The following is a 20,708-nucleotide window of genomic DNA, read 5'->3' as shown; positions in this document are numbered from 1 at the left end:
AGTGCGCGGGCTAGGGCGATACGCGCGGTGTGCCTGCCGGCCGATCGCAGCCAGCGCGGTCGCGCGGCGTGGTGGGCCGCGCTGGGCGGTCGAGATCGATTGGGACAGGGAACGATATGATCGACGATCGAGGCGGTTTGAGCGGCCTTGCTTCTGGGTTCGTCCGTACTGCACAGCAACACCCGGACTGGGCGGCCCTGGTGCATCGCGGTCGCCGATGGACCTATGCGGAGATGCTGGAGGAAGCTCGCTGTTGGGCCACCCGCCTGCGCGAGTCGGCAACCCCCGGTAAGCAACTGAAGGTCGCGATTCTCGCCGCTCAAGGCCCGACCCAGCATGTTGGCAAGCTCGCTTCGCTTGTGGCTGGCGCGGCGTTCATACCGCTGAGCCCGAAACTTCCCGCACAGCGAACCGCTGAGATCATCGCGCGCGCTCGAGTGGACACGATCATCGCCGACAGTTTCTCGGTGCCGCGGCTACTCGAGATCATCGAATCGGCTGCCCAGGCGCCGACCCTTTTCCTACCGGAGGCAGTGGCGAAAATGCTTCCCCTCGATGAGGTTCCACGCATTGTGGACGCGGTCGATCTCGCGCACACCACCCCCCTGCCGTTCGAGCAATGCGCCACGCCTGATCCTGGCGACACCGCGTACATCATGTTCACCTCAGGCAGCACCGGGGAACCCAAAGGTGTCCCGATCAGCCATGGAAACCTGCGGCATTACCTCGATATCCTTGGGTGCCGGCACGATTTCGGTGAAAGTGACGTCTTCGCCCTGACTTTCGAGGCAGCGTTCGACCTCTCGATTTTCGGCCCTTTCATGGCGTGGGAGGTAGGCGCGCACGCGATTACGATGACACCCGGTGAGATCGCCAGGCCGGTGGACTTCATCAACAACTATGGCGTGACCGTGTGGTCCTCGGTTCCCTCTGTCGCCAAGTCGATTGCCCGCGGGGGAACGTTGAGGTCGGCGAGTATGCCGGGCCTGCGGTACAGCCTGTTCTGCGGAGAGGCGCTGCCCGAGGATATCGCCACCGCGTGGCAAGCGGCGGCACCCCACTCGATCATCGTCAACCAGTATGGCCCCACAGAGTCGACCATCTCTGTGTCCGAACATGTGTGGCAGTCCGAGCGCTCTCCGAGTCTGTGCGTCAACGGGCTCGTGCCGATCGGTGAACTTTACAAGCACCACACCGCGATCATCGTGGATGCCTCCGGACACGAGGTCGGTGCCGGGCACCGAGGAGAGCTGTGCATCGCCGGCCCCCAGGTGTTCGAGGGCTATCTCGCAGACAAGGACCAGACAGAGCGCAGCTTTGTGAGCCACGGCTCCGATAGCGGCCAGCCCTGTCGCTATTACCGCACCGGCGACATCGTCCAGTGTCTTGCCGATGGCACCCTCGTGTATCTCCAGCGCACCGACCAGCAGGTGAAAATCAGAGGGCACCGCATCGAACTCGGCGACGTTGAAGCGGCGCTGCGCGGCGCCGGCGCGCACGATGCGGTAGCAGTGCCTTGGCCCAGCAGCGATCCGCAGTTCCTCGTTGCTGCGGTGACAGGGCTCGGTACCGATCTCGAGGCTGTTCGACAGGTACTTCCTCCGTACATGGTTCCCGCTGAACTCGTCCCTGTCACGGCGATGCCGTTGAACCAGAACGGCAAGATAGCTCGTGACGAGGTGGCCGTTCTGGTTGCCGAATCCCAAGGGGCCACTTCGCGTACGGCGACTGGGTCGATCATGACGTTGGCGCAGGTCAAGTCTGTCGTTGCTCGTATCGTGGGGACGCCCGCGCACGAGATAGAGGACAGTGCGCAGTTGCACTCGATCGCAGGCTGGGATTCGCTGGCCCAGATCAGTGTTGTGCTGGAACTTCAAACGCGCCTCGGCAGGACGATAGGTCCTGAGTACGAGCACCAATTGCGTTCGATTCAGGGGATCTTCGACTTCGTGCGTGGACGCACCAGCCGACGTGAGGTCAATCGAAGCCTGAGAGGCGTACTCGTCACTGACACCGAGATAACCCACAACGACGTGGCAAATGCAGCACTGTACTACTGCGGATACCGCCTCGAAGACCTGGTAGCCCACGCCACCTTCGAGCAGGTCGCTTACCTCCTCATTCATCACGAGCTGCCCACCAGCGATCAACTCGTTTCCTTCAATGCTGCGCTGGCATCGAAGCGAACAATCGAACCCGCCCTGGTTCGGATCCTGGCTCACTGCGCACGCCGCGACGCCCACCCCATGGCGACACTGGCCACCGCCGTGTCGGTACTCGCCGCAGAACACTCCGGCTCGGGCGACCGCCTGCAACTGCAGACGAGCGAGGCAGTCCTGGGCGCCGGTCTCGATCTGATCGCCAAACTTCCGACGATACTGAGCGCGTACCAGCGTCTGCGCCACCACAAAAGCCCGGTACCGCCCCGCCACGGGGGCGGTCACATAGAGAACCTCCTGCGCATGCTCGACCTTCCGACGACGCCGTCGAACATCGAGGCCATCACCAAGGACGCGATCATTCACGCCGATAACGGCACCACCGCATCGACTTTCGCTGCGCTGGTGGCCAGTGGCGCGCACACGACGGTTCAGGCCGCGGTGGCCACGGCGGCCAACGTCTTCTCGGGCGCCCGCCACGGCTATGCCTCGGAAACGTCCTATGGACAACTGCAGGGGCTCGAGGGCCCCGAGGCGGTCACGGCGTATATCGAACGCCGACTCGACAACAGGGAGCCGGTCGAGGGCCTCGGTCATGCGATCTTCAGCCGAACGGGCGACCCTCGATTGAGCCTGTTCCGTGACGTGGCAACGCAAGTCGCGAAACGGGAGGGCAACTACGAGGGACTCGACAAAGCCAACGCCATGTTCGACGCAGCGATCGCGAGAGAGGGCGGTGCTCAACCGAACTACGATTTGTTCGGGGGGCTACTGTACGAATCGCTCGGGCTTCCGCTCGATATCTCCGCGCCGCTGCACGTCTGCTACCGAGTCGTCGGTTGGGTCGCCCACATTGTCGAAGAGCGCCGAACCGGCCAACCGCTCATCCGACCGGACGCGCGGTACGTCGGCCACGGCCCCCGCACCTTTCCTGCAAGCGCTGGCGGGGTGCCCACACCCAGCACTTGCATCGGGGACGAACTCGCGAGTGAGGGACGATGACCGACTCTCTGGTATCGGTGCATGACGAGTGGAGCCCGCTGGAGGAAGTCATCGTCGGCCGCGCCTCTGGTGCCCAGGTTCCCACATCGGACAAGGGACGACACACAATCCGTTGCCGCGATGTCACGGCTATACCAGCTGGCCCGTTCGACGACCGATGCATCGCTGAGGCCGAAGAAGACATCGCCGCGCTGACATCGCTGCTGCGAGCGACTGGAATTGTTGTCCGTCACCCTCGGGTAGTCGATCACACGGAAGTGTTCTCGACACCGGATTGGTCCTCCGATGGCATGCACACCTTCTGCCCTCGGGACACGCTGTTGGCGATCGGGCACTCGATTATCGAAACGCCGATGTCCCTGCGATCGCGCCAACACGAAGCCCTGGCGTATCGGGAGATTCTGCTCGACTACCTCGACAGCGGAGCCCGCTGGATCGCTGCGCCACGGCCCCGGTTACGTGAAACGATGTACAACAGGACCGATAGGTCACAAATCGCGCTCCGAGAAGAAGAGCCTGTGTTCGACGCGGCGAATTGCCTGCGCCTCGGTACCGACATCCTCTATCTGGTCTCCGATTCGGGTAACCGCTTAGGTGCACGATGGCTACAAAACACTCTGGGACCGGAGTATCGCGTTCACCCTTGCGACAATCTGTACAAATCAACGCACATCGATACGACCCTCACAGCCCTCAGGCCGGGATTGTTGCTGGTCAACCCCTCCCGGGTCACCGAGAAGACCATACCGAGGTGTTTGAAGTCGTGGGAGATCCTCAAGGCGCCCGAGCCGATCGATACCGGCTATCGAGGTTACCCCTTCAGTTCGCCCTGGATCAGCATGAATCTGTTGAGTCTTGCTCCCGACCTGGTTGTTGTAGAACACTCACAGATCCAGCTCATGCGACTGCTCGAGAACAAGGGGATCACCTGCGCGCCTCTGGCGTGGCGGCAAGGACGTTCACTCGGAGGCGGGTTCCATTGCGCCACACTTGATGTCAGGCGAACCGGTGACCTTCGGAGCTACCGATAGCCGCGCTATTGTTCTTTACGCGAGTTCGCGGCGTTGCCGATCGCGTGCGTGTGGTGCGGGTGGTGGAAGGACGGGCGTGTGAATGCCCACCGGATCCGCCATTGTGGTGACCGAACCTGTTCCGGGAGAACACGGTTCGGTCCTGTCGGGTTGCGGGATCGAGGGGGCCGGCAGCTCGAAAGGGGAGAGGCATCGAGAAAGTTGCCGAGGCAGGTGGCCGTCCATGGCTCGGATTGTTCCGGATGAGGCCGGGGCACCAGGACAGCTCCTGGAGCACTGTCACGGAACATCGGTGGCCTGGGCGGAATGCATTGGTGTTGGTGTTCCGGTGGTTGATCGGCTTACCGAACACCACCTTCTCGGGCTCTGACCAGTCAGGAATGTTCTTTTCGAATGGTCGGGGTTGGTATGGCGCGGACCAATCGATCGAGCCAGTCACCGAGATCGCCATGGATATCTGGATGGGTGTCGAGGAATTTGGTCCAGTCGACGCGCCAGTCTCGGACAGCTGTGGGGGTGAAATCGCGCACGTTGGTTCCGAGTATTGTTCGCAGTAGTCGGGGTGTGAGGTTGGTTTGCGGGCATTCGGCCAGAATTACTGCGTCGTAGAGGTCTTTGCCCTCTGCGCTTCTCGCTTGGGCCGAGTCGGTATGCAGCCATAGGAGTTTCCAGGCCAGGGACAACTCCCTGGTTGCGGTGAGGATCGGTGTAGGCAGTCGACCGTCGGTACGAGGTATGGCGGTCCACACCGGCGGGTCGGGAAGGCTTTGGTCGACGGCGAAATCCAGCTGCACCTGCCCCGATCCGTGCCGCTTGCTGTGCCAGGGAACGATCAGTCTGGTGCCGGTGCTGTCGTAGTCGTCGAAATACGGCCAGTGCTCGTCGGTGTGGACGCCGTCGGCATCGAGCATTACGTCGTCGCTCGCATGGGGATCCTGGGCAATTGTTTCGATCAGTTCATCTTTCAGTGAAGGGCGTTCGTATTCGTCGGTGTGTATCCATCGCAACCCTTCCGGGGGAAGTTTCGGATGCAGTCCGAAGGTGTCGAAGTCCTCGGCGGTCCAGATCTGGTAACGCGCAGCGCCAGCGGCGGCCTCTGGCCATTGCTGAACCGATTCGATGCTGTCGATGTAGGGGAAGGGCTCGAGCGGGTCGCACAACTGGGGTTCGGGAATGATCCAGTCCAGGTCGCCCGGTGGCCGCGCTTGGTGTCCTACCCAAGCATGCAGTGTCATGCTGCCACGTAGCACCATTCCCGCACCCCAGTCCGAGTTGGCGACCAGGGCCAGGACATGGTCCAGCGTGGTTCGGTGCGCATCGATGGCGATCATGGCGCGGCTGCGTCCGATTCGGCGATCCATCCAGCGTCGAGGGCGGGATGGTCGTCGTGAACGACGTATTCTTGTTCGACCTCGACAATGGTGAATCCGTTGGTGCTCAGGTCTTTCCGCAAATCCTCGAACTGCCGACTTGCCTCCGTCAGACCGACGCCGCGGCATCGCTGGGTCACGAATCGCTCGTGGCAGTCGTGGCCGACTGGTCGGCGCGCATTGCGGGAGACATGGGCAGAGTGTGGTTCGGCGAGTGTCCGGATGCGTCTGAGGTCGTCGTGGCCGGACAGGAGAAGTTTGATGTGGTGCTCGAAATAGCAGTCGGCCGAGAGGCTCTCGGCTTCCTGCGCGGACTGCGGTATCTGGGCGTTGTGGGGGCTGGCTTCGATCTTGACGCGGACGACGGAGAACCCTGCCGAGCGCATGGCGGCGGTGAGGGTTCGTACGGTTCGCTTCATGCCGTCGACTGTTCCGGACTCTGTGAGCGTCAGCATCGGTTGATCGGGTGTGGCGCCGCGGTCGAGCACGATGTGCGAGTAGCGCAGGGTGTGGGTAACAGCCCAGTCGGTCAGGCGTGCTTCATCCACGTCTGGGTGCACTGTCAGATGCATCTCGAACTCGCCTGCGAACTGGTGTGCGATTCCCACACATCTGACCGTAATGTGCAGGTGCGTCCAATTACCACCATGTCTGGGAAGGCCGATTGGCCGTTCTGCGACCCGATCGGTTTGGGATATCGGCGATTCAGCCTTGTCAGAAGAGGGTGTTGTGGAGCCAGCCTCCGTGGCTGGGAAAGATCTCTCAGGAGGTCAGGGTCGGGTGCTGCCACGATGGCCGCAGGCAGCGGATGAGGCGGCGCGCTCGGGCCGTCTGAGCAAACCTTTTCCGCTGTGGCGCTGTTGGTCGGAGAAAGAGGTTCGAGGTTATGCAGGGGCAGTTACGGCACGGGGGACAGATCGGCCCGGGCAAGTTCGACTCCGCAGTCGCCGCGGCGCGCATCATCCCGCTGTCGGAGCTTGTGCAGTTCCCGGGATTTGCTGATCTCACGCCGGAGCAGATGTGGCATGTGACCCACACGCCAGCAAACATGCAGTGGGTGTCACGGCCGGCGTACTGGCACCAACGCGGGCGCAGCGCTGCCGTGGTGAACGGGATCGACCAGGACCACCAGGCCGAGCAGGTGCAGTTGGAGAACAGGGTGCGATCTGACCTGCACCGCGCAGTGTCATCGGCCGCCGCAGGCGACGCGCGGTTGCTCGACCAGCTCGAATTCGGTGCCCCATCGATGGTCTCGGGCACGCACAAACTCCAGGAACTATTGGGTGGTGATCGAGGCGATGGCCCGATCGTGTTCATGTTCGACGTGCCGGAGGTCCATGCGACAGCGCCGTTCCTAGAAATCGACACGGCAGGTGATCGTGAAGAACGGGTACGGTTGGCGCTGCGACGCTGGGATTCCGACTTCCTGGATTTGATCCCCGATTTTGCCTCCGAACTGCATGCCAGGCTGCGCGACGTGCGCGTCTGCCGATGGCATTCGGAGGGTCAGGCTCTGCTCTACTTCGTCGAAGACACCGACGGAAATACGGTGGTCTGGGTGGGATGGGATCCGCATACCTTCACCGGACCGACACCACCTTTCTGGGAGACGCTGCCACCTGCGGTGCACCGGTTCCTCACGGATGTGCACCCTGGGTTCACCATGCTCGACGGCGAATCCTACGGCCTTGCTCAGCCGTCGTATATGTCGACTTTCGCGACCTGGGCGGGCTGGCTGGGTGACATCCCCGAATGGAACCGTGAGGGTGTCATCGACTCGACAGCGATGCTGTGGTTGACAGGCAACGGCTTCGACACCGTCTTGTGTTCGTCGCCCGAGTTGGCTGTCGGTGAAGTAGCAGTGCTCTTCGAGGATCAGTTCGATGTCAGCGATCTGGGCAAGGAATTGGACGCTTTGATGCGTTCAGCGCTTCGCCTGTAACCTCCGCGTGGTTGCCAGAGTTTGCTGGCAACGAAGGAACGGTGTTGCTGCGAGCTGTTTCGTAAGCCGATCGACCAACGGAACACCACGTGCGGCGACTTCCGGCCCAGCTCTCACCTGTTCCGTAGCGTGTTCCACGAACTGTTCCGGTGAACCCTCGCTATCAGGAACAGTTGGTGCATGGGCAAACCGTTCCGGGTCGGATATGTCCGCTGTTCCACCGACGAACAAGATGTTGAGATCCAAACTGACCAACTGCTCGCGCTCGAAGTACCGCGCGATCGGATCTTCATCGACAAGGGATTCTCCGGAACCACTCGCAAGAACCGAGCCGGTCTCGACAACGCGCTCGCCGCAGTCACTTCCGCCGCTGCTGCCGTCACCGATCGACAGGTCGTACTGACCACGACGAAGTTCGACCGGTTCGCGCGCAATATGGCCGAGGCTGGCGAGATCCTGACCGGTCTGCGCGAACGTGAGGTGCTGTTCGGTCTCGGCAGCCAGATCTACGACTGGGCCGACCCGTTCGGTAAACTGTTCCTCCAAACTCTGGCCATGGTCGCCGAGTTCGAGGCCAACCTGAACCATCTGCGCACCCGTGAGGGCATGGCCTGGGTTCATGCGAATGGCCGCCTCAAAGGCAAGCAACCGAAACCTCCACTCACGGCCCGGAATACGATCCACCGTCGGTACCACGACCCCGACGACGACGCGAGCCTCGCTGATCTCACCGACGAATACAGGGTCGGACGCTCCACCATCCACCGCATCATCAGTGGCACCGCGCCGAAGACATAGTTGCAGTGCGAAGCACATCAACACACCATCACCTCTGGTCAAGCCATAGTCGTTGATTTCGCACAATTACTGCTGAGACCCCGTGAATGAGCGTGCCGCATACCCCCACGATCATGTTTGTCCGGAAACGCTTGATTGCTAGGGACGTTCAGCAGAGTTGTCGGCGTCTCGTGCATCGATTTTGAGGACGAGGTTTGTTTCCAGTTCGAGCATCCGGTGCAGGACCTCCAGGCCAGCGGCAGTGGCGGGTGCGACGGGGCTGGGGATGTTCGTGAGCTCAATTGGGGTACTGGCGATCGCCGCGGAGTAGGCGGAATGAAGCGCGGCGTCGTGGGCAGATGCGACGGCGTGTGCGAGTCGGAGCATTGTGGCCTGGTGGTGTTCGGGACGGGTGGTGGCCGCCTCCGCGATCGACTGGACGACTCCGGCGGTATGCGCGCTTGAGGGAAAGGCTGCGGCGAGGAAGGCCAACCCATTTCGGACGGCATCGCACTCAGTCGGCCAACGACGCAGCATGGAGGAGGCGACGGTTTCGACAGCTTTCTGAGCTGCCGTTTCGTCAGGGCTCTGGACGGATCCGAGCCCGAGGGCGGATCGTCTGTCAGCGTTTTGTGCCGCGAGCCGGCGTCCGACGGTTCCTGTTGCGCCGAGCAGGAGCACAAGGTAGGCCCGATAGGGTATCGAGACGTGCTCGTGTTCGATGATCCCGGCCAGTAGGGGAATCTGTTCTGCGGTGTCCGGCGAGCATGTGCCCTGGTACAGCACGGCGTCGGACAGGCAGGACAGTACTTCCTGGTCGTCTTCGAACTGTTCGGCGTCGTCGGTCAGCCACCAGTTCGTCCTCGGGGTGGCCGCGCCGTCGGCATCCAGTCGGGTGGCGACCGCGCGAACGGTGTCCAATAGTGGTGGCAGCTCTTTGCGCGCCGGTGTTGCTGCTGCGATGGTCGGGGCCGGGATGTCCCGGGGCGGGGGAAAGGACCGCGTGACGGCGCCGCGCTGTTCGTATGCGTCTTCCTGGGGCAGATCGTGGAGAAGTCCGTCGAGGTTCAGGTGGCGCAAAAGCGTTTCACGGTGGGCCATTGATCCACCCTCTAAGAACCCGCAGTAACTGCGCGCGAGGGTTACCGCCGCGACGTGTTCACACCCGCGCTGGTGGTCTGCGGCATCATCATCGATAGCGAGTTCGTCGACCACCGATCTGACTTGCCACCAGCCCTCGAGCTCTGGCTGCGAGAACTCCGGCATGCCGAACAATGCGCTTGCAGGGTCCAGGTGCGGGAGGTAGATCGGCCGCACCCGCACCCACCGGTGCCCACGATCGATCAGATCGGTGGCCAACATATATCCATGATCTTCATCGGGTACCGCGAACTCATACTCCCGAAGCATCACGACGGGGCTGCCAGACTCCGAGGACACACGCTCACCAGGCATCCTGGGAGGATATCGGAGGTGGCATCCGGAGCAATCCGATCCTTATCAGAGCTGGGACTGATTCAGGATCCTGGGGGATGGCTTCAGGTGATGAATTTCCGCGTGGTTTCGAGTGGTTCAGAGTTAGTTTCCAGCGCAGTCAGGTCCGTCATTGCGGACGATCGTGAAGCGGAGGAGGTCCTGCGGCGAGAGATGCTCGGTTGTATAGTCGGCCGGCTGGCCGATGAAAATGGTCCAGACCGGTGCGTGTGGTCTGGACCAAGCCAGGCATGTCCACCAACGCGCACCGAAATTGGGATCCGCCAGGACGTGCCGCATTGACGCGCGTTGATATGGGGTCCCGGTAGCAATCGCCGAAAAAACAACGGATATGGAAACGCCGCAGCTCAGCGTCGGCGGTCGGCCCCCGGACCGAGCAGCGCGGTGAGATCGCGCATCACATGCGGTGAAGGTTTGAAGTAGCGGCGCAGGTTCTCGGCTTTGCGGTGCCGGGATTTGGCCATGAGTTCGAGCAGGCTGACTCCGGATTCCCCGAGGTGGGTCGGGCCGGAGTGCCGGAGTTCGTGTAGATCCCAGCCTGTTCCGGGTCCGTCGATCGCGGTGGCGGCGTCGAGTAGGTCGCGAGCCTGGTCGTAGGACAGCCGCGCCAGCCCGGTGTCGGGGCACAGGTCGCGATCGGCGAGGTACTTGCCGGGACCGGGCCGGCGGTGAGTCACGAACACCGGTCCGCGGGTGCGGCACTTGATCAATCGCGGCAGGTGCCGTACCTGGAGGTATGTGCGTCAGGTGTGCGATGACTCCTGCAGATCAATGATCAGTTCCGCGCCGGTGGCGGCGGCGATCTGCCCGACGGTGACGCCAGGTGCCAGTTCCCGGAGCGTGAGGGTTCCATCCCGAACGTCGATGATTCCGAGATCGGTGATAATCCGTTGCACCACAGCGTTTCCCGTAAGGGGCAGCGTGCACTGTTCGACGATCTTGGCGCCGCCGTCGCGATCAGTGTGTTTCATGACCACGATGACGCGTCGGGCACCGTGGACCAGGTCCATGGCGCCGCCCATGCCTTTGATCGTCCTGCCCGGCACCATCCAGTTGGCGAGGTCCCCGTGTCGGGAGACCTGCATGCCGCCCAGGACCGCAGTGTCGATGTGTCCACCACGAATCATGCCGAACGACAACGCCGCATCGAAGAACGCGGCTCCCGGATTCACTGTGACGGTTTCCTTGCCCGCGTTGATGAGGTCGGGATCGACCTCATCAACGGTCGGATACGGCCCGGTACCGAGGATGCCGTTTTCTGAATGGAGTATCACCTTTACGCCTTCAGGGAGGTGGTTAGGAATCATGGTCGGCAGCCCGATCCCTAGATTCACGTACTCGCCGTTGATCATGTCCGCCGCGGCGCGGGCGGCCATCTGCTCACGAGACCAGCTCACGCTGCCTCCTTCCGGGATGGGCGGGGCGTTGCGTGGTTATGCTCCTCGGCCCTCGTCGTGCCCTGCCCCTCATGCTGACACTGTCCTCTTCTCGATTCGCTTGTCCTGCAACCCGGTATGCACGATGCGCTGAACGAAAATACCCGGGAGGTGGATTTGCGTGGGGTCGAGTTCTCCCGGCTGGACGAGCTGTTCGACCTGCGCGATGGCGGTTCGGCCGGCCATCGCTGCCAGGGGGTTGAAGTTCGTCGCTGTTTTGTTGAAGACGAGGTTGCCTTCGGTATCACCGAATTCGGCATGAACCAGTGCGAAGTCTGTGAGGATCGCTTCCTCGAGTAGGTAGCTCTTGCCGTTGAACTCGCGCAGTTCCTTGGGGGGCGATGCTGTCGCGACCGAGCCGTCGGTGTTGTAGAGCCAGGGCAGTCCACCCTCGGCCACGGGCGTTCCGACTCCAGCTGGGGTATAGAACGCTGGTATACCTGCACCGCCTGCGCGCATGCGTTCGGCGAGCGTGCCTTGAGGAGTCAGCTCTACCTCGACCTCACCTGAGAGGTATTGGCGGGCGAATTCCTTGTTTTCGCCGACGTAGGATGCGGTTATTCGGCGAATTCGACCGGCCGCCAACAGGATTCCCAAGCCTTGATCGTCGACACCGCAGTTGTTCGAATACACTTCGAGCTCGGATGTCCCGCGTTCGGCCAGGGCGTGGATGAGCTTGTCCGGGATGCCGCACAGGCCGAACCCTCCGACTGCGAGTGAGGCGCCGTTCGGGATGTCTGCAACGGCCTCCTGCGCAGACTCGCACACCTTGATCGCCATGGTGAACCTCTCGTTCGTACAGCGAACGCTTATTCGCGCTTGGGGCGAGTCAACACTATCTGCAGGATTATGGAAGATGTCTGTACGAAAGTGCTCGCCCTCCGGTCGTCTCTTCCGCTGTGTGTCCGCTGAATGAACGTGTCTGTACGATCGATGTGGTGGTGCAGTCGGCGCAGCAGAGTCCTCACGTGATCGAGAGAGCAGCGCGGCTGTTGAGATCCATCAGCGCGTGCGAGTCCGGTGGATCGTCGACCACCGAGCTGGCTATCGCCACCGGTTTGGCGCGCCCTACCGCTCACCGGCTTCTGATGTCTCTGGCCGCGGAAGGGCTCGTCGATCGTGACGCAAGAACTGGGCAATGGTTGCTCGGTCCCGAGCTGTATCTACTCGGAGCCGCCGCCGCCGCCCGTTACGACATCACCGGTCTCGCGCGTGACATTGTCGATCAGGTCGCGCGTCTGACTGGTGAGAGTGCTTTCCTGTCCGCATGCCGAGGCGACGAGACGGTGTGTGTGTCGAGTCGAGAGGGAAGCTTTCCTTTGCGCTCACATGTGTTGTACGAAGGAATACGCTTCCCCCTGGGTGTCGCCTCGGCCGGACTGGCGATCTTGAGTCATCTGCCGGCCCGCGAGATCGACGCTTACCTAGCCCGGACCGACCTGGTCGCTGAGTGGGGTGATGTTCACTCCGAACAACGAATCCGCGAACGTATCGAGGTCACTTTGGCCAATGGGTATGCGGTCAACCCCGCGCTCATCGTCGAGGGAAGTTGGGGTGTGGGTGCCGCGGTTTTCGACCGGGATGGTCGCCCTGCGTGGGCTCTCACGGTCACCGGAGTCGAAACACGCTTCCGCGAGCCCAGATGCACCGAAATGGGACAACTGCTGATGGACAAAGCCCATCAGCTCTCGAATCGACTCAAATCGCGTTAGCCGGTTCGTGGGGTGGCCGCGGTGTCGCGATGCGCGGTCTCGACAGCGGATCGGAGGACCCGGCGGCATGATCGGCAGCCTGGACCAGCTCATCTCCGCCGGCGCCGACGATGCGATCGCCTAGGGCGAGAAGGTCACCAAATCACACCCGGATGCACTAGTGCTCTACGGCGTTGCGATTGCGTGATGCAGCCTTGCAGGGTTTGTCTGTTCGAGTCCGGCCGGTCCACGTAGAAACGCTGGTGTCCAACCTCTTCCGGTTCGCCAACGCCCTGACCCGCCTGACTGGTAGCACGCCGGCCGGGCGGCGGCTGTGGACCAGTTCTTTCCTTGTCAGTGGCATCTTCCTTCCCGCTAGCGGGAGGTAGGCATCATGGACAGGACTGCGAGGGGGACTGGCGCTCAACACAGAAAGCCTTGTCTCTGGCGGCTTCGTCTAACTTAAACCCGAGAATGAGAGCCGAACTAGTTGCCGTCACCATACGCAAGTGTGTCGATCTCTTCAGATCGACCGTCAAATAGATGATCCCGTGATCCAACAACGGTCGAAGGAGTGTGGCGGCAGAGCATCCGGCGGTTTTCTCACGCCACGCACCACCAGTCGTCCATGCGTCAAAAACTCAAATCCGAGAATTTCCGCGGACGCCGGGAGACACGTCGAAATTTTCGGCAGCCTCCCAGATCATTGTCTACTATTTTTTCAAACAGGACAATGCCACACTATCGCAATGAGACCAGCGCGCAGGAGCCCCGGTGCGGATCAGTACTGCAATTGCGGATCTACTTCGGAAGGGTGTAGTTCCGTCGATTCTTCGAGCGGGCAAGGCAGCCGAATATGATGCAGGCGTCATTCGTGGGATCGGAAACGGAGCAAAGGCGGCTGCGCGGAAGGCTAATGACGCCGACCTCGAAGGCGCTTCGCGTATTCCTGTCAGAAAAACTTCCATTTCAGGCCACAGTTATTCAGTCGATGACTTCGCAAGATCATTCAGTCCGCGCATTGCTGCCACATATGGCGACAGGCTCAGGATTCTGGGGCGCGGGCCAGCTGTGGAGCGGCACCTGTGCGACCTCGAGCACCTTCCGGACAACTTCAATAATATGGTCAAACACTTCTCCAGCCAGATGGAAGGGGGCATCGATATCGCCGAGGGGCCGGCCACTGCCATCATGTCCGAACTTCGAGGAGAAATACCACGCGGTTACCCCATTGGTGCGTCCTGGGACGCGGTGGGAGGGTTGTATCAGAGGGCGACGCACCGGGTGGTTCTCACCAGCGCCAAGCACGGTAGCATTTCCGTGGCTTTACATGAATGTGGCCATGCCCTCGACCATGCCCTCGGGGATGTGTCTAATTCGGCAGAGTTCGGCAAGCTCTATAATAGTTTAGATACGATGAAACCTTATTTTTCACAGAAAGGCGAGGCAGGTCGTCAAGAAACATTCGCTGAGGGGTTGGGCGCATGGGTGGCCTATCGCTCCAAACCCTCCGGTCAGGCGTCAATCGCGATGGCCGATGCGCTCGGAATGAACGTAAACAAACAGGAACAGGGGGATCGGCTCATGGGCTACTTCTCCGAGCTACACCACAGTCTCGAACGTACACGATTTGGAAAGAGAAGATTTATATGGAGGTAATACGCAATGCCGACGGAACCTTAACGGTGCCGATGCGCGCAGAAGCCCACGGAATAATTGGTGATGCTCTCGTCACGATTGGTCCGGGTCACCCTGACTATGAGGCGTGGGACTCGTGGGTACGCCAGCACGGGGAAAGCAACGATGCTTAGAGCTCCTATCGGGTTCGATTACGGAGTCGTCGCCAACAGATGAGGGCTGCGGCGAGGTCGAGGAATCCGTGGTGGATGTCGGTGCGGCGTTCCCATCGGATTGCCAGCTGTCGGTACTGGTGTAGCAGGGCGAAGGTTCCGCTCGACGATTCAAGACCGTCGGTGACCTCGTCGCGAGTGCCGCGTCGGGCGATATAGCGGGTGATACGTTGTTGCCGCAGTTCGCAGTACACACTCGGGTAGTCGTATCCTTCGTCCGCGATCAGGTTGGTGATTCGGTGACGAGGTCGGCCCGCACGCCCGCGCAGGGGCTGGACCCGCCCGGATGATCGGCTTCGACCGGGTGATGGTCGACGGCTCGCATGTGCGGGCGAAAAAGAAGGCTGCCTCAACAGGTCCCAGTCCGGTCGACCGCGCCAAACCCGGTTCCAAGCACCACATCCTGACCTGCGGAAACGGCTTCCCGCTCGCCGTGGCGTTGGCCGCGGCCCACGTCAACGATCACCTGATGCTGCCCACGCTGCTCGACCGGCATGAGCACGGCGCGCACCGCTTGATGGTCTGCTCGAACATTCCGGCGGCGGGCCAGTCCCGCAGCCTGCGCCGACAGGTCATCCGGACCCGAACCTCGGCTCCGGGGGGGCAGGTCCTCGCATCCGAGTCCGGTGATCAACACGAACAAGATGCCCTGCAGCACACGTCGGAAGGTCATGTGCGGTGGTCCTGGTGTCCCGGCCGGTGTCACCAGGAGTAGCGGTTCGATCACCGTCCACAACTCGTCATCCACGATCCAGAGTGTTACCACGGCGAAACATCCTGCACTCCAACGGAACCCGTTGCTGCCTGACCGAACCTGTTAGGAGCTCATAGTTCTCAATTCCATCCTGAGGCCCGTGGGTTCGCACGGGCCTCAGGATGGCCGGCAAGCCGGGTCCAGTTCGTCGAGTGCCACCTCTCGTCACCGACAGCGGCTCGACATACTCGAGCGCCGCGAACGTGTGCTGACCAGGCGAGCACGAGAACCGACAGGTTGCCTCCAGGAATCAGCCGCGTCGCGCGCGAAAGAGGGTGCTGCTTGTGCGCAATGGCGGACAGTTCGAGGCTGGCATCGGCGATTCCATCGCGGGCACGCTGAGTGGAGCTGTTTGGCGCGATGGGGCAGCTGCTTCGACCAAGCCACGACAGCGGCTATACACCATTAGCTACACCCCACCGCGTCTTGCTGTCCGGGGCCTGGACCCCGGATTTGAGTAACGTAGCAAACGATCGGCCATGCTGGGTGAGAGAAGCAGCGTTGTGGCACAGAGGTGCTCGCTGCGTGATCGCGATGCGCGACATCCGAGTTGGGTCATGAGCGGCTGCCGAGTGTGCGGAGGTCTGTACAGGACCCGCTCCTGGTGTCCCGTGACGAGCGAACATGGCAGCCATCAGTCGGGCTCTGGAGGAAGGTTCATGGCGGGGTGAGTTAACTCGGGTTCAGTCGACATGGAGAGGTCTGTGATGTCGTTCGTGTTGATCCGCGCCTATGGACGTCGAGTGCTTGCTACGTTGTGAGGTGTCCATGGGCCGTGGCGCTGGACGGACGACGCGATGAGGTGTGGCTCTAGAATTCTCGCCTTTTGTGGCTATTGGAAATATCGCTGCCTTGTCGCGCTCGTTGTTGTGGTCTCTGGTTGAGATCTGAGGGGAGGAAGCGTGGGCTCGACGTGACTGATCGGGCTGTGTTTCATGCTTCGGATGTGCGAACGGGGTGTGTGAAAGTGACTGTGAACCAACGGATCTGGGCCGGGATCGATGTCGGCAAGGTGTCGCACCATCTGTGTGTGGTCGATGCGGAAGGCAGGGTGTGCTCATCGCGCAAGGTCGCCAACGATCAACTCGCGGTCGAGGCGGCGATCGATCACGTCCGTGGGATTGACGGCGAGGTGCTGTGGGCAATCGATCTGGTCAGTCCGCTGGCAGCGTTGTTGATCACGGTCCTGCTTCGTGCGGGTGAGTCTGTGGTTTACGTGCCTGGTCACACCGTGGCCACGATGACCGGGGTCTTTCGGGGTGAAGGCAAAACCGACGTCAAGGACGCACGGGTTATCGCCGACACAGCGCGGATGTGTATGGATTTGCAACCGGTCACAGCCCCTGATGTTCTCGTCGCCGAGCTGACGCAGCTGTCGAATTATCGTGGCAACCTCAGCAACGAGTGGGTGCGTGGTCTCAATCAGCTTCGCGCGATGCTGTCCTCGATATTCCCCGCACTCGAGTCTGCGTTCGACTACGCAACACGTGCGGCTTTGATCTTGGTCTCCGGGTTGTGCACTCCATCGGAGGTTCGGGCCGCGGGGGTCGAGGGTGTCAGAGCGCATCTCCTCGAAAACCGTGTCCGCCGTACGATGATCGAGAAAATGGCCGGGACGGCCTGCTCCGCGGCCGGTACGCAAAACGTCGCGGTGCCGGGCGAGGCCACGACTGCCTCGCTGATCAAACGGCTCGCGGCCAAGTTGCTGGACCTCGATCGCGAGATCAAGGATCTTGGCAAGCAGATCACCGCCCGCTTCCGCGCACACGCGCAGGCGCCGATGATCGAGTCTCTGCCTGGGATGGGCCCCAATCTGGGCGCCGAGTTCCTTATCAACACTGGCGGTCAGGTGTTGACCGAATTCGCGACGCCGGCTCGGTTGGCTTCCTATGCGGGGTTGGTGCCGGTGCCGCACGATTCGGGCCGGGTCGTCGGCAGCCTACGTCGCCCCAGGCGTTACAACCGGAGAATGCGGCGTGTGTTTTTCATGGCCGCTTTCGTCTCGATCAGTATCGAAGGCCCCTCACGAACGTTCTACCAGCGCAAGCGAGCCGAGGGACATCGCCATACTCGGGCACTTCTCGCATTGGCCAGGCGATTGGTCGATGTGTTGTGGGCTTTGTTGCGCGACAACCGGATCTTCGAGACAAAGCCGCCGCGCGTAGACGGTGCGCCGAGGGCCGGCGACGTGCAGTAATTGATGCGGCTGCGTTGAGGAATGTTCCGGCACGCGGGTCCTGAATCTGTGGTGAAGGTGATGGGTTCCATTGTCCCGCCCACGATCACGGGCGCGAACTGGGTCAGCGCGTAGGCCAAGTCCCATCAGCGGATGCCTGGTCCAGCAGTGTCGAAGTTAGGGCAGCGTGTGCGTGTCCGCCGTCATACACTCAGTTGTGGTGCACCGCATCGTTGTGGCGGCCGCATTCGACGGGCGTACGTGGCGGTAACGCCACCAATTGAGCAGTTGTTCGGCTATCTCGTCGGCGAACACGTCGTGGAACTGGCGCATCTCCTCGAAGTGCAGCAGGCCTTCCGGCGTGCTGACTACTGATCGGGCCATCTGTACGTACTGGATCGCGACTGGTCTTCGCTCTCGGGGCGCGAGGGCGGTGGTCCCGCAGCCGAGGGACGGCTCGTCAATGTCCATCGCTGACCGGGCACTCCAGGGAGGGCGTACAAGCGCAGTTGACCCGAGTAGATGCGCGGTCGTGGATTGCAGTGATCAGGATGTTCTCCAGCTGCCCGTCGGGTCGTGTTCGATCGGCTGGTCCGGACGGTGCAAGGTACCGGTGACTGCGGTGCCGAAGAATCCCGACCAGCGATCGACGAACTCCGTCATCTCCGCTGGATCGACCTCGGAGAACGGCATCGCGACTCGTATCGGGGTCAGCTCCCCGGTGAGCGCCTCGACCACTTCCTCGCACACTGTGCTCGCATACGGACACCAGTCGGTCTGTTTGGATTGATCGACGAACGCGGTTTCGTACCAGGCGAACTCGCCGAGAACGACCGCGTCGCAGAACCACAGACTGTGGGACCGCCCGCTCCAGCCGGTGGGATCGGCGGCGGGGACGTTCACGACGATCTGGGCGGTGAGAACGACGTTGAACGGCATTTCCTTGCGCCATTGCAGTTCTTTCACGTCATCCACGAGAGAGAACATCAGCTGCGCGCCGGACAGCTCGAACCACAGATGGAGATTGTCGCCAACGACCTTGGTGTGGTCCGCGTTGTCCAGTATGGTCGCGCGAAGGTTCTCGATGATCTTGTCGAGTTGATCGAGACCGAACGCCGCGAGTTCGAGCCGTTCTGCCCATGCCTGCGCTAGCGCGGCTTCGGCGGCCTGGGTTTCATCGCGATGGCGTGTCACGGCCAGATTGGCGTGCTGCAACGCGGTCGCGCCCGGCGCGGGGATCGAGTGTGGTTGCGTGACTCTGTCGAGAGCGGCGAGAACCTTGCGGGGCCTCGGGCGGCGTACCGGAGCCTTGGCCATCATCTGGACGATAAGATCCGCCAGTGCGGGAGAGACTCCGGATAGTTCGGGGACCGCGTTCGTCGCGTGCTGCCGTCGCAGGTCTTCGGGCATGGGGCCTGGGAACGGCCTTGTGCCAGTGAGTAGTTCGAATGCCAGCACACCCAAGCTGTAGACGTCGCCCTCGACCTCGTAGTGCTCGTGACGCCACCATTCCGGCGGCGCGTAGTCGAGGGTGGCGGTGTACTTGTGGGTGATCGCGTCGGTTGAGGCATCGACTAGGCGCGCGGCACCGAAATCCGTCAGGCACCATTGCCCTGCCAGCCGGAGAACGTTCTCCGGCTTGATGTCCCGGTGCACCAGTACCCGTCCAAGGTCGTCCAAGGCAGTTGCGAGGTCGTGCACGATTGCGATCGCCTCGGGCTCGGGTAGTGACCCCCGCGCATTCAGGTACGACCGCAGGTTGGTCTCGGCCAGCGGCATCCGCAACAAGTACGACGTCGTTGTCTCGTCGATCTCGAGCACCGGCACGACATTGCGTACGTCGCGCAGATCAGCCGCCAGGTGCTCACGCTCGCTCTTGGGGGTCTTGGGCACCACCTTCACCGCGGCGCGTTCTCCGTCCGGCCCCACCACTTCGTGTACGACTCCGAAACCACCGCGTCCCAGCTCTCGGACACTCGCCCACTGTCGGTCGGCGATCGTGAAGTGTTCCACTGCCATCCTTGCTCGTCGTTCTCGTCAGCGTTCAGTCGCCAGCGGGTGTCCTGCTCAGTCTCGTACATGCACCACAACAACTTTCACCCGCCTCATATTCACAGACCGATGTTCCGCATGGCGGCGCGCGGCTGGTAACGGAGGTCAATCAGCGTGCGGTTTCCGAGTGCCAGTGACGCAGCATGGCCATCACATTCTCATCGCTGGACCTGATGTCGTAGTACTTACGGGTCGCGATTCCGGCGCGCGGGGAGTGCCGCCCTTGCATAGGCGTGGCGCGCGCGGCCGTGCGGGGTTCGTCGACCGCACCAAGGATGCCTTGCCAGCGGGTCACCGCGCACTACGGGCACGCACAATGCGTCGCTTTGACTGCTCGAGGTACAGATCTCGACGGTGGTTTGATGGATTTGGTGCCCCGCAGCCGCATTCGCAGACGTGGGTGTGCCCGATAATAGAGGCTTCGCTGCAAGCGCCACTGTAGAACCCGCTACGCTGTACCAGCCGCGACCGGTACCTTCTCCTGGCTCTTTCGGATCGACGAACTGGCACGTTTCTGCCTCACCATCGCCCTCGCATTGGCGGGGCTGATCCCAACCAAGTTCTCACGCCGCTCGACGGTGCCGTCGGCCGGTGAACTGCGCGAGGGAGGGGCCCGGTGTCTGTGGTCGCGTGGAAGCCGAGTTCGGCTAGTTGTCGGTGGACCGGGTTCGCTGGCGGGCACGTCGGCGACGGCGTTACTGATCGCGGTGAACGTGTTGCGTGAGCGCGACGGGTCGCCGGAAGGTGTTCGACGACGCACCGACGGGGATCGTGTCGGCCAAGTGGCGTGGCTATTTCGACCAGTTCGCAAGACGGGCAATGCCGTTGCCTACCGGCGTTATTGGAAGCTGTGGGAAGTTCGGTTTGCCGGCACAGCTATGCACCGGCGACGTGTTCGTGCCAGTGTCTCGACGCTTCGCCGATCCTTCTCTTTCTCAGGAACGTGAAACATGGGGCGCCTGAGGTGCTTTCGA

At 61.9% G+C, this 20,708-nt stretch carries 14 protein-coding genes and 3 pseudogenes; 9 read left to right on the top strand and 8 right to left on the bottom strand.

Annotated features, from left to right (window positions below; all coding sequences use genetic code 11):
• The first annotated feature begins 116 nt into the window (after positions 1–116).
• Together NJ1_RS16230 and NJ1_RS16225 are read left to right on the top strand one after the other, a co-directional pair.
• The gene (locus tag NJ1_RS16230; RefSeq protein ID WP_067694395.1) at positions 117–3,161 is read left to right on the top strand and encodes a citrate/2-methylcitrate synthase; all 3,045 of its coding nucleotides are present in this window, start codon (positions 117–119) and stop codon (positions 3,159–3,161) included.
• On the top strand, positions 3,158–4,192 hold the full coding sequence (locus tag NJ1_RS16225) for an inosamine-phosphate amidinotransferase 1 (protein ID WP_067694393.1): 1,035 nt from the start codon (positions 3,158–3,160) through the stop codon (positions 4,190–4,192). The genes NJ1_RS16230 and NJ1_RS16225 overlap by 4 nt, the downstream gene beginning before the upstream one ends.
• A gap of 374 nt (positions 4,193–4,566) precedes the next feature.
• Here the strand turns inward: NJ1_RS16225 and NJ1_RS16220 are convergent, their stop codons facing one another.
• Positions 4,567–5,523, bottom strand: coding sequence for a nucleotidyl transferase AbiEii/AbiGii toxin family protein (locus NJ1_RS16220; RefSeq protein ID WP_067694725.1), 957 nt, complete (start codon positions 5,521–5,523; stop codon positions 4,567–4,569).
• Entirely contained in the window at positions 5,520–6,170 is a 651-nt protein-coding gene (locus NJ1_RS16215; protein ID WP_218025208.1) for a hypothetical protein, read from the bottom strand. The genes NJ1_RS16220 and NJ1_RS16215 overlap by 4 nt, the downstream gene beginning before the upstream one ends.
• 278 nt (positions 6,171–6,448) lie before the next feature.
• Here NJ1_RS16215 and NJ1_RS16210 point away from each other — a divergent pair, with 278 nt between their 5' ends.
• Both NJ1_RS16210 and NJ1_RS16205 read left to right on the top strand, forming a co-directional pair.
• Positions 6,449–7,504 carry a hypothetical protein gene (locus NJ1_RS16210; protein WP_067694390.1) on the top strand — a complete coding sequence of 352 codons (1,056 nt, stop codon included), beginning with the start codon at positions 6,449–6,451 and terminating at the stop codon, positions 7,502–7,504.
• Between the two features lie 180 nt (positions 7,505–7,684).
• Positions 7,685–8,302, top strand: coding sequence for a recombinase family protein (locus NJ1_RS16205; protein WP_067694387.1), 618 nt, complete (start codon positions 7,685–7,687; stop codon positions 8,300–8,302).
• 138 nt (positions 8,303–8,440) lie between these two features.
• On the opposite strand, the gene NJ1_RS16200 is transcribed toward NJ1_RS16205, so the two are convergent.
• From NJ1_RS16200 to NJ1_RS16185, 4 genes are all read right to left on the bottom strand, one after another.
• Positions 8,441–9,643, bottom strand: a complete 1,203-nt coding sequence (locus tag NJ1_RS16200) for a hypothetical protein (RefSeq protein ID WP_157574016.1) — start codon at positions 9,641–9,643, stop codon at positions 8,441–8,443.
• A 479-nt stretch (positions 9,644–10,122) separates the two neighbouring features.
• The gene (locus tag NJ1_RS16195; protein WP_245717411.1) at positions 10,123–10,452 is read right to left on the bottom strand and encodes a site-specific integrase; all 330 of its coding nucleotides are present in this window, start codon (positions 10,450–10,452) and stop codon (positions 10,123–10,125) included.
• A gap of 66 nt (positions 10,453–10,518) precedes the next feature.
• Positions 10,519–11,172 carry a 3-oxoacid CoA-transferase subunit B gene (locus NJ1_RS16190; protein WP_281202131.1) on the bottom strand — a complete coding sequence of 218 codons (654 nt, stop codon included), beginning with the start codon at positions 11,170–11,172 and terminating at the stop codon, positions 10,519–10,521.
• 69 nt (positions 11,173–11,241) lie between these two features.
• The gene (locus NJ1_RS16185) at positions 11,242–11,991 is read right to left on the bottom strand and encodes a CoA transferase subunit A (protein ID WP_067694378.1); all 750 of its coding nucleotides are present in this window, start codon (positions 11,989–11,991) and stop codon (positions 11,242–11,244) included.
• 128 nt (positions 11,992–12,119) lie between these two features.
• Between NJ1_RS16185 and NJ1_RS16180 the strand changes: the two genes are divergently transcribed.
• From NJ1_RS16180 to NJ1_RS41010, 3 genes and pseudogenes are all read left to right on the top strand, one after another.
• A complete protein-coding gene (locus tag NJ1_RS16180) occupies positions 12,120–12,923 on the top strand; it encodes an IclR family transcriptional regulator (RefSeq protein ID WP_439957696.1) in 804 nt (267 codons plus the stop codon).
• 753 nt (positions 12,924–13,676) lie between these two features.
• Positions 13,677–14,561: an anthrax toxin lethal factor-related metalloendopeptidase gene (locus NJ1_RS39140; RefSeq protein ID WP_157574015.1), complete on the top strand. Its 885-nt coding sequence runs from the start codon at positions 13,677–13,679 to the stop codon at positions 14,559–14,561.
• A 477-nt stretch (positions 14,562–15,038) separates the two neighbouring features.
• Positions 15,039–15,233 (top strand): annotated as a pseudogene (locus tag NJ1_RS41010) (transposase); the annotation flags it as partial.
• A 174-nt stretch (positions 15,234–15,407) separates the two neighbouring features.
• Here NJ1_RS41010 and NJ1_RS41005 read toward each other — a convergent pair.
• Positions 15,408–15,458, bottom strand: a pseudogene (locus tag NJ1_RS41005) (hypothetical protein); the annotation flags it as partial.
• A 1,015-nt stretch (positions 15,459–16,473) separates the two neighbouring features.
• Here NJ1_RS41005 and NJ1_RS16165 point away from each other — a divergent pair.
• The gene (locus NJ1_RS16165) at positions 16,474–17,703 is read left to right on the top strand and encodes an IS110 family RNA-guided transposase (RefSeq protein ID WP_084478343.1); all 1,230 of its coding nucleotides are present in this window, start codon (positions 16,474–16,476) and stop codon (positions 17,701–17,703) included.
• A gap of 525 nt (positions 17,704–18,228) precedes the next feature.
• On the opposite strand, the gene NJ1_RS16155 is transcribed toward NJ1_RS16165, so the two are convergent.
• Positions 18,229–19,701, bottom strand: coding sequence for a serine/threonine-protein kinase (locus tag NJ1_RS16155; RefSeq protein WP_084478341.1), 1,473 nt, complete (start codon positions 19,699–19,701; stop codon positions 18,229–18,231).
• Between the two features lie 710 nt (positions 19,702–20,411).
• Here NJ1_RS16155 and NJ1_RS41000 point away from each other — a divergent pair.
• A pseudogene (locus NJ1_RS41000) lies at positions 20,412–20,664 on the top strand (hypothetical protein); the annotation flags it as partial.
• Between the last annotated feature and the right edge of the window lie 44 nt (positions 20,665–20,708).

This window comes from Nocardia jejuensis NBRC 103114 (genome assembly GCF_001613145.1).
Taxonomy (GTDB): Bacteria; Actinomycetota; Actinomycetes; order Mycobacteriales; family Mycobacteriaceae; genus Nocardia; species Nocardia jejuensis.
The sequence above is the reverse complement of the archived record's forward strand: the minus strand, read 5'-3'. Positions and strand labels throughout refer to the sequence as shown.

What these genes read in the sequence shown, in the direction of transcription:
- NJ1_RS16155 (WP_084478341.1), bottom strand. Translation starts at nt 19,701, where the DNA reads ATGGCAGTGGAACACTTCACGATCGCCGACCGACAGTGGGCGAGTGTC.
- NJ1_RS16185 (WP_067694378.1), bottom strand. Translation starts at nt 11,991, where the DNA reads ATGGCGATCAAGGTGTGCGAGTCTGCGCAGGAGGCCGTTGCAGACATC.
- NJ1_RS16230 (WP_067694395.1), top strand. Translation starts at nt 117, where the DNA reads ATGATCGACGATCGAGGCGGTTTGAGCGGCCTTGCTTCTGGGTTCGTC.
- NJ1_RS16205 (WP_067694387.1), top strand. Translation starts at nt 7,685, where the DNA reads ATGGGCAAACCGTTCCGGGTCGGATATGTCCGCTGTTCCACCGACGAA.
- NJ1_RS16200 (WP_157574016.1), bottom strand. Translation starts at nt 9,643, where the DNA reads ATGTTGGCCACCGATCTGATCGATCGTGGGCACCGGTGGGTGCGGGTG.
- NJ1_RS16210 (WP_067694390.1), top strand. Translation starts at nt 6,449, where the DNA reads ATGCAGGGGCAGTTACGGCACGGGGGACAGATCGGCCCGGGCAAGTTC.
- NJ1_RS16220 (WP_067694725.1), bottom strand. Translation starts at nt 5,523, where the DNA reads ATGATCGCCATCGATGCGCACCGAACCACGCTGGACCATGTCCTGGCC.
- NJ1_RS16225 (WP_067694393.1), top strand. Translation starts at nt 3,158, where the DNA reads ATGACCGACTCTCTGGTATCGGTGCATGACGAGTGGAGCCCGCTGGAG.